Here is a 7715-nt window from a genome sequence, read left to right as displayed (position 1 = left end):
ATAAACTATATTTGAAAGCAATATAAAAAAGATACGTAGTTCAAGTAGTTTATTTCATATCCTTCAATTGTTGGAATTTTCTTTTTTCTATTGTTGAATCTATGATAATATTACTTTCAAAGCAATATTTATTCTATAGGAAACAAATACTGGGGGTTTATTTAATGAATTGGGATACAAGAGTAACACAATTATTGGGCATTAAATATCCGATTATTCAAGGTGGGTTAGCTCATTTAGCTTATTCAGATTTAGCTTCCGCTGTTTCAAATGTTGGTGGACTTGGTCAAGTTACAGCCATGAGTTTAGAAAGCCCTGAGGCTTTGAAAGAAGAAATGCGAAAAGTGAAAAGGTTAACAAAACAACCATTTGGTGTTAACTTTGCCATTGGTCAAAATAATAGAAGGTTTGAACACTTTGTAGAAGCAGCATTAGAAGAGGGAATGGAAGTAGCCACTATCACAGGAGGGAATCCGAAGGCTGTGTTCGATTTGTTGGAAGGAACTAATGTTAAGAAATTAGTGCTTGTAGCGGCAAAGCGACAAGCGGTGAAAGCTGAAGAGCTTGGAGCAGATGCGGTAATGGTAGTTGGACAAGAAGGCGGAGGGCATCTGGGAAGAGATGATGTCGGTACGATGGTACTAGTTCCCCAAGTTGTTGATGCTGTTTCTATCCCTGTGATTGCTTCTGGGGGTATTGGTGATGGTAGAGGGTTAATGGCAGCTTTAAGCTTGGGCGCTGATGGTATAGAAATGGGTACTCGCTTCATTGCTACTAAAGAGTGTGTGCATGCTCATGAAAGCTACAAGCGTTCTCTAGTTGAAGGAAGTGAGACGGACACTGTAATCATTAAGAGATCCCTTGGAGCTCCTGGGCGTGCTATTGCTAATTCTTGGACTGATAAAATACTTGAATTAGAAAAGGAAAATGTGGGCTATGAAGGTTTGAAAAATTACATAAGTGGCCAAACAAATATGAAGTACATACATCAAGGTGAGGTTGATAGCGGATATGCATGGGCAGGCCAGGTATTAGGAATGATAAAAGATGTTCCGTCAGTAGAAACATTGATTTCATCAATGATTTCAAATGCAGAAGATATTAGAAGAAAGTGGCAACAATAGAATATACAGAAAGAGTGATTAAGATGGAATACCAATATCCTATAGATATTGATTGGTCAACTGAAGAAATAGTGGATGTGATTGCTTTTTTCGAAGCAGTGGAACGTGTATATGAAAATGGTTTAAATCGAGATGAATTTATGGCAAAGTATCGCCTTTTTAAAGAAATTGTTCCAAGTATTGCTGGAGAGAAAAAGGTTGATAAAGAGTTTGAAGAAGTTAGTGGTTACTCAACTTATCGGGCCGTACAAGCAGCTAAGAAAGCAGAAGCAGGAACTAAAATTAAGCTGTAAATAGAAATACAAGGTTGTCATCTCATAAAAAAAGTAAAAGGGCGTTCGAAAAGTGATTTTCAATCATTTTTCGAACGCCCTTTTTTGCTTTTAGCTCTCTTCGTTATAGGTTACGAGAAAATTGTTATGCTTGCAGAGTATGTTGAAAATGCCCACCTTTGGCGCTTTCGAGAAAAAAATTTCATGTATATCCATTTAAATTAGACGAATGCCTATGTAGAAATCTAAAAACCATTACCTAAATACGCTATTGTATGATGGTTTTCCATCTGAACATAGGTTTAATCCAATTTGTACAAGGGTATTAACTGATTGAAGACGTTACGAATCGTTTGCATAAGTTCTTCGCCAGTCATTTTGACTGCATCTTCACGCGGAATTTCGATTCCACAGAGCAACTCAGCTTTTTTGACGGTTTGAAGTCTTTCAAACATCATATTGAGATCTTCTTCAGAAAGCTCTTGATGGGGTGTGCTAATTGGTTTCATATGATCAAGAGCCCAAACGAAATTAGCTGGTACTTGTTCTTGAACATATGATATGTTTTTTTGAAGCTTCTTTCCAATAGTTTCCTTTGAAGGAGCTTCGTAAATCACTGCATACCATATAAAGAGATGCGTTTCCCATAATCCGATTTGGAAGTGGGGTAGCATTTTATAACCTCTTTTATTGGCTGCAAAAGCAACCCATGTATCGTTTGGAGGGTTAATGGTTCTTCTAGCATGTTTGGCAACATGAGGGAAAATTTCATCTCCAATAAGAATAGATAATTCTTGTGAGAAGTAATCACCTAGATATGTAAGTTTTGGTCGAATGCGCTCTTGTAGAGCTTCCATTCGCGGTTCTAAACCATCTATTTTGAAAACGTTAAAATCAGAAGCAGTAAAGCCTTGGAATGTCATTATGGTCCTCCTTGACGACTTAATAGCCTTTATTTTATCACAGCTTTTAATAGAACTGAAATGATGTGTTATTTTCATAGGTAATTAACCTATTTTTAGTTACACAACGAGAAAATTGACATAAACTAGTAAAAATTTAAGTTTTTTAATTAGTCGAAAGGGGTGTACGTATATGAAACGAGTTATGAATTCAACGATAAAAACAAAGCAAATTGAAAGTCGACGTATTGGGATTTTACGGATGGAGTTAGATTATGAATTAGCGACACTTCATGAAGCTATTAGAAACAATGATGATAATGTAAAAAGAGACAGCTTGCAAAAATTAGATAAAATCCGAAAAGAGTTAATAAAATTAGGTGATCTATAACCAAATAATCATCTAGTTGATTTTAGGTTAAATGCCGGGCTCAAGTATGTTTGAGAGCTCGTTTTTTTATGAATAGACAACTTCGTTAATAATTTTAAGTACTGAGAGTATGTATTTTTCTGATGATTTCATATAATAAACATATGTGTATTAGGAAATCCTGGGGGAGGTGTTATCAATGAGCGCAATATGGACCGAAATAGAATCAAATGCGAAGCAGTGGATACGGGAAGCAGGTCAGAGAATCATGACTTCCTTTCAATCAAAGATACATATTCAAGAGAAATCTGATCGTACAGATTTAGTAACGAATATAGATAAAGAAATCGAAGCGTTTCTACTTCAGAAAATTAAAGGAGAGTATCCAACTCATAACATACTTGGAGAAGAGGGAGCAGGTCATCACTTAACAGATAGTCAAGGGGTTGTTTGGATTATTGACCCGATTGATGGAACGTTAAATTTTATTCATCAACAGCGGAACTTTGCTATTTCGATAGGTATTTATGAAGATGGTATTGGAAAACTTGGTATCATTTATGATGTTGTTCAAGATGAGCTTTATCATGCTATTATAGGCCAAGGAGCCTATTTGAATGAACAACGTATTCGCCCACTACAACAAGCTAACCTACAAGAGTGTATGATATCGTTAAATGCTTCATGGCTTGTTCCAAATCCCCTTATACGAACAGAAAATGCAATTCAATTAGTTCAAACTGTAAGAGGCACGCGATCCATTGGCTCTGCAGCTCTTGGCATTACAAGTGTTGTAACTGGGAGAATGGATGCTTATTTGTCGATGAAATTAGCTCCTTGGGATATTGCAGGTGGGCTAATATTAATTGAAGAAGTTGGAGCAGAAGTATGTGACTTGGATGGAAAACCTATCGAATTCCCAGCAACAACATCCTTTATTGTATCAAGACCAGGTCTTATGCAAGACATTGTAGAAATCATTACGAAAAAACCGTAATTCTTATTTTAGAATTACGGTTTTTTCTTCTATATTTTTCCTTCAGAACGTAATTTAGCTTTTGTTGAAAAGCCCATCCCCATGACTATAATTAATGCTAGTATGGAAAGAATAATACCGATGATACTTCGATATGCAACACTAATCCCGACCCCAGCCATACTGCTAGTGGCTAAGAGGGCAAGAAATAAGAAAAGTAGCTTATATTTCATTATTTTCACCTCTTATTATAATATTGTACAGAAATTATTTGCTTTTTTCCACTATGAGTGTGATATAATATGCTAGTTAATCTAAAAACTTAGGAGTGAAAATGCTTGGAACTTCGTAATGATATACGCAATATAGCAATTATAGCCCACGTTGACCATGGTAAAACAACGTTGGTTGACCAATTATTAAAACAATCTGGAACATTCCGTGATAATGAACATGTTGAAGAAAGAGCGATGGATTCTAACGATATCGAAAGAGAACGTGGAATTACAATTTTAGCTAAAAACACAGCTGTTCAATATAAAGGTACGAAAATCAATATTCTAGATACACCAGGTCACGCTGACTTTGGTGGTGAAGTAGAACGTATTATGAAAATGGTTGATGGTGTAGTACTTGTAGTAGATGCTTATGAAGGATGTATGCCACAAACACGTTTCGTTCTAAAAAAAGCTTTAGAGCAAAAAATCACACCAATCGTAGTAGTAAATAAAATTGACCGTGATGCAGCTAGACCGGAAGAAGTAGTTGATGAAGTAATTGACTTATTCATCGAACTTGATGCTTCTGAAGATCAACTTGAATTCCCAGTTGTATATGCTTCGGGTATTAATGGAACAGCTTCACTAAGTCCAGATCCAGCTGACCAAGAAGAAAATATGGAATCATTGTTCGAATCAATCGTTGAGAACATCCCAGCGCCAGTTGATAATAGTGCTGACCCACTTCAATTCCAAATCGCCTTACTTGACTATAATGATTATGTAGGACGAATCGGAATTGGACGTGTATTCCGTGGAACAATGAAGGTTGGTCAACAAGTTGCCTTAATGAAACTTGATGGCACAGTAAAACAATTCCGTGTAACTAAAATCTTTGGTTTCTCTGGATTAAAACGAGTAGAAATCAATGAAGCATATGCTGGTGATTTAGTTGCTGTATCTGGAATGGAAGACATCAACGTAGGTGAAACTGTTTGTCCAGCTGAACATCAAGAAGCGCTTCCTGTACTTCGTATTGATGAGCCAACACTACAAATGACATTCTTAGTAAACAACTCTCCATTTGCAGGACGTGAAGGTAAATGGGTAACAGCTCGTAAGATTGAAGAGCGTCTTCAATTACAATTACAAACTGACGTAAGTCTTCGTGTTGATCCTACGGACTCTCCAGATGCATGGATTATTTCAGGACGTGGAGAGCTTCACTTATCGATTTTAATCGAGAACATGAGACGTGAAGGCTTCGAACTACAAGTATCGAAACCAGAAGTAATCGTTCGTACGATTGATGGCGTACGTTGTGAGCCTGTAGAGCGCGTTCAAATCGACGTTCCGGAAGAGCACACAGGTGCTATCATGGAATCTCTTGGAGCTCGTAAAGGCGAAATGCAAGATATGATTAACAATGGTAATGGACAAGTTCGTTTACAGTTCTTAGTTCCAGCTCGTGGATTAATCGGCTATTCAACTGAATTCTTAACGTTAACTCGTGGATTTGGTATCTTAAACCACACATTTGATAGCTATCAACCAATGGCTACAGGTCAAGTTGGAGGACGCCGCCAAGGTGTACTTGTATCAATGGAGAACGGTAAAGCGACTCAATATGGTATCATGGGTATTGAAGACCGTGGTGTAATCTTTGTTGAACCAGGTGCTGAAGTATACGAAGGTATGATTGTTGGGGAACACAACCGTGAAAACGATCTAACTGTAAACGTAGTAAAAGCAAAACAAATGACTAACATGCGTTCTGCAAACAAAGATCAAACAACTACAATGAAAAAAGCTCGTATCATGTCACTAGAAGAATCATTAGAATACTTAAATGATGATGAGTACTGTGAAGTAACTCCTGAAAGTATTCGTTTACGTAAGAAGATTCTAGATAAAGGCGAACGTGAAAGAGTAACTAAAAAGAAAAAATACACAGAAACGAACTAATGATTATTTAAAATTAGTTTTATAACTGAATTGATATAAAATAACATATGAAGACATAAGTCAGCTCTTGCAGTAGTTCCTCTGGAATTTCTGCAAGAAGTGACTTTTGTTCCGAATATGGTGTTGTAGGATTATGTTAGAGTGAATTTTTTAAATTTTTGCTAAATAATTTTGTTCAAACGCTATTTATGAACAATTCAGGGGGAGAAGAGCGATGGATATTACTGAACGTCTAACGTTTTTTGCGTCTTTGTTCGAAGTAGATAAAAATCCTGAAACAGGTATGTGGTATCTCTACATCACTATTCTAATATTATGTGCATTAGTTTATCATTTAGGTTTTGCTAAGAAATTAACGATTTTACAAAATATTATAATTTATACTTGTCTTATCTTTGGATGTACATTGCTTACTTTTTTTGCCGTATTTCTTCCTATGGCAGAAGTTCTTTTTATTACAGCTTTATTCCTAGCAATATATAGATTTCGTTTACACTTACATAGAAAAGCACAAAATCAATAGAGTAATATTTAACTTATCATTAGTTTTGAAACAAGCGAATAAATCTTTCACTATAATAAAATTAAAGGGGGCGCCTATTGATGAAGTCATTGCAGGATGCTTTATACAATTGGTTGTCGATTAAAGTTGTGAGTGATGCCCGCCCAGATGACACGGCGGCTAAAGAAACGGTAGCTATGTTTCAAAAGATTCTTCAAGACGATCATCGCGTATCGTCTTTAGAAGTCACGAGAGACGATGATATGTATTATGTTATGTATAACCAGAATGGAAGTAGCAACACTAACCGTTTTCCTATTGATTTGATAGATTGTATTTTAATAAGTATTAATGAAAATCCAGAACGATATAAGAATTATGAGTAAAAAGAAAAGCACTGATATGATCAGTGCTTTTCTTTTTTAGCGGTTTCAAAGGTATTTATAAAAATATTGTTTACCATTCTTTTTCTTTGTTACGAGGTTTGCGAAATATGAAATTACCAGTGTTTAAGCGTTCGTTTGTTCTGTCTTCAATTCTTTCGTAGCAAGGTTGACACATAAAAGTATGTATAGGGCGATTTCGTAGTTTTTTGGCAGTTGGAGAATCATCTAGTATATTTTCAATATTGTCACAAATTACACATTTTACTCTCATAAGTACACCTCTAGCTTGTTTTCTATTGTTAGTATACCATGTTTATAGGAATAGGAATAATTGAAAGAAGTAAATTATTAGCATATACTTACAATGTAAAGTGTTGCCGACACTATGGTACAGGTGAAAATATTGTTTGGTGCTAAATTATTGTTTAGAAATAAAGGAGTCCGATGTTAATGGCAAATTTAGTGGAAAATGTATTAATTCAACCGCTTTTTGATGAATTACAGAAGCAACGTTTTGTGATTGTAACATCTTTAGATCATGAAACGGGTGTACCGAATGTAAATTCAATATCATGGACATTAGCAAAAGATGAAGCGACAATTGTATTCGCTGTAGCAAATCGTTCAAAGATTGTGAAGAACATACGTAAATCGAGTAATGTTGTTATTACTTTAATTGCTAATGAATCGACATATTCAATTAGTGGGGAAGCTTTTGTGAAACAGGAACAACTAGATGGTGTTAATTTAAAGCTTTCACTTATTGAATTGCAAATACGAGAAGTTCGAGATGTTATGTTTTATGGTGCGAAAATCACGACTGAACCTCAATATGAGTTTACATATGATAGAACAGCGGCCAGCGCTTTAGATCTTCAAGTAATGGAAGCAATGAAAAAAGCTTAGTCTCCTGACTAAGCTTTTGTTCGTGTTTAGGAAATTATAAAATAATTCGTTTTTGATTACTTTAAATAGAGTGATTTTACGTCCAGCTCCGAGC

General features: G+C 35.6%; 11 protein-coding genes. 8 read left to right on the top strand and 3 right to left on the bottom strand.

Annotation, left to right across the window (positions count from 1 at the left end; genetic code table 11):
* Positions 1–164 precede the first annotated feature (164 nt).
* Positions 165–1124, top strand: a complete 960-nt coding sequence (locus V7014_RS13165; RefSeq protein WP_335507834.1) for an NAD(P)H-dependent flavin oxidoreductase — start codon at positions 165–167, stop codon at positions 1122–1124.
* Between the two features lie 23 nt (positions 1125–1147).
* Positions 1148–1417, top strand: a complete 270-nt coding sequence (locus tag V7014_RS13160) for a UPF0223 family protein (RefSeq protein WP_335507832.1) — start codon at positions 1148–1150, stop codon at positions 1415–1417.
* Between the two features lie 281 nt (positions 1418–1698).
* On the opposite strand, the gene V7014_RS13155 is transcribed toward V7014_RS13160, so the two are convergent.
* Positions 1699–2319, bottom strand: a complete 621-nt coding sequence (locus V7014_RS13155; protein WP_335507831.1) for a YktB family protein — start codon at positions 2317–2319, stop codon at positions 1699–1701.
* Between the two features lie 172 nt (positions 2320–2491).
* Between V7014_RS13155 and V7014_RS13150 the strand changes: the two genes are divergently transcribed.
* Together V7014_RS13150 and V7014_RS13145 are read left to right on the top strand one after the other, a co-directional pair.
* Positions 2492–2689, top strand: a complete 198-nt coding sequence (locus tag V7014_RS13150) for a hypothetical protein (protein ID WP_335507828.1) — start codon at positions 2492–2494, stop codon at positions 2687–2689.
* A 178-nt stretch (positions 2690–2867) separates the two neighbouring features.
* Positions 2868–3665, top strand: a complete 798-nt coding sequence (locus V7014_RS13145) for an inositol monophosphatase family protein (RefSeq protein ID WP_335507826.1) — start codon at positions 2868–2870, stop codon at positions 3663–3665.
* A 29-nt stretch (positions 3666–3694) separates the two neighbouring features.
* Here V7014_RS13145 and V7014_RS13140 read toward each other — a convergent pair whose 3' ends face one another.
* Positions 3695–3877 (bottom strand): DUF5325 family protein, encoded by a 183-nt coding sequence (locus V7014_RS13140; RefSeq protein WP_335507825.1) that lies wholly within the window; start codon positions 3875–3877, stop codon positions 3695–3697.
* A gap of 105 nt (positions 3878–3982) precedes the next feature.
* Here V7014_RS13140 and typA point away from each other — a divergent pair, with 105 nt between their 5' ends.
* The 3 genes from typA to V7014_RS13125 all read left to right on the top strand — a co-directional run bounded on the left by typA (position 3983) and on the right by V7014_RS13125 (position 6715).
* Positions 3983–5827: a translational GTPase TypA gene (gene typA / locus V7014_RS13135; RefSeq protein ID WP_335507823.1), complete on the top strand. Its 1845-nt coding sequence runs from the start codon at positions 3983–3985 to the stop codon at positions 5825–5827.
* A gap of 214 nt (positions 5828–6041) precedes the next feature.
* Positions 6042–6350, top strand: coding sequence for a YlaH-like family protein (locus V7014_RS13130; protein ID WP_335507821.1), 309 nt, complete (start codon positions 6042–6044; stop codon positions 6348–6350).
* Positions 6351–6430: 80 nt separating this feature from the next.
* On the top strand, positions 6431–6715 hold the full coding sequence (locus V7014_RS13125) for a hypothetical protein (RefSeq protein WP_335507819.1): 285 nt from the start codon (positions 6431–6433) through the stop codon (positions 6713–6715).
* Between the two features lie 70 nt (positions 6716–6785).
* Here the strand turns inward: V7014_RS13125 and V7014_RS13120 are convergent, their stop codons facing one another.
* Entirely contained in the window at positions 6786–6986 is a 201-nt protein-coding gene (locus tag V7014_RS13120) for a YlaI family protein (protein WP_335507817.1), read from the bottom strand.
* A 179-nt stretch (positions 6987–7165) separates the two neighbouring features.
* On the opposite strand from V7014_RS13120, the gene V7014_RS13115 reads away from it, so the two are divergent.
* Complete coding sequence (locus V7014_RS13115) at positions 7166–7621, top strand: pyridoxamine 5'-phosphate oxidase family protein (RefSeq protein ID WP_335507816.1); 456 nt, start codon at positions 7166–7168, stop codon at positions 7619–7621.
* Positions 7622–7715: the final 94 nt, after the last annotated feature.

This window comes from Bacillus sp. JJ722 (assembly GCF_036963345.1).
GTDB lineage: Bacteria > Bacillota > Bacilli > Bacillales > DSM-1321 > Bacillus_AD.
The sequence above is the reverse complement of the archived record's forward strand: the minus strand, read 5'-3'. Positions and strand labels throughout refer to the sequence as shown.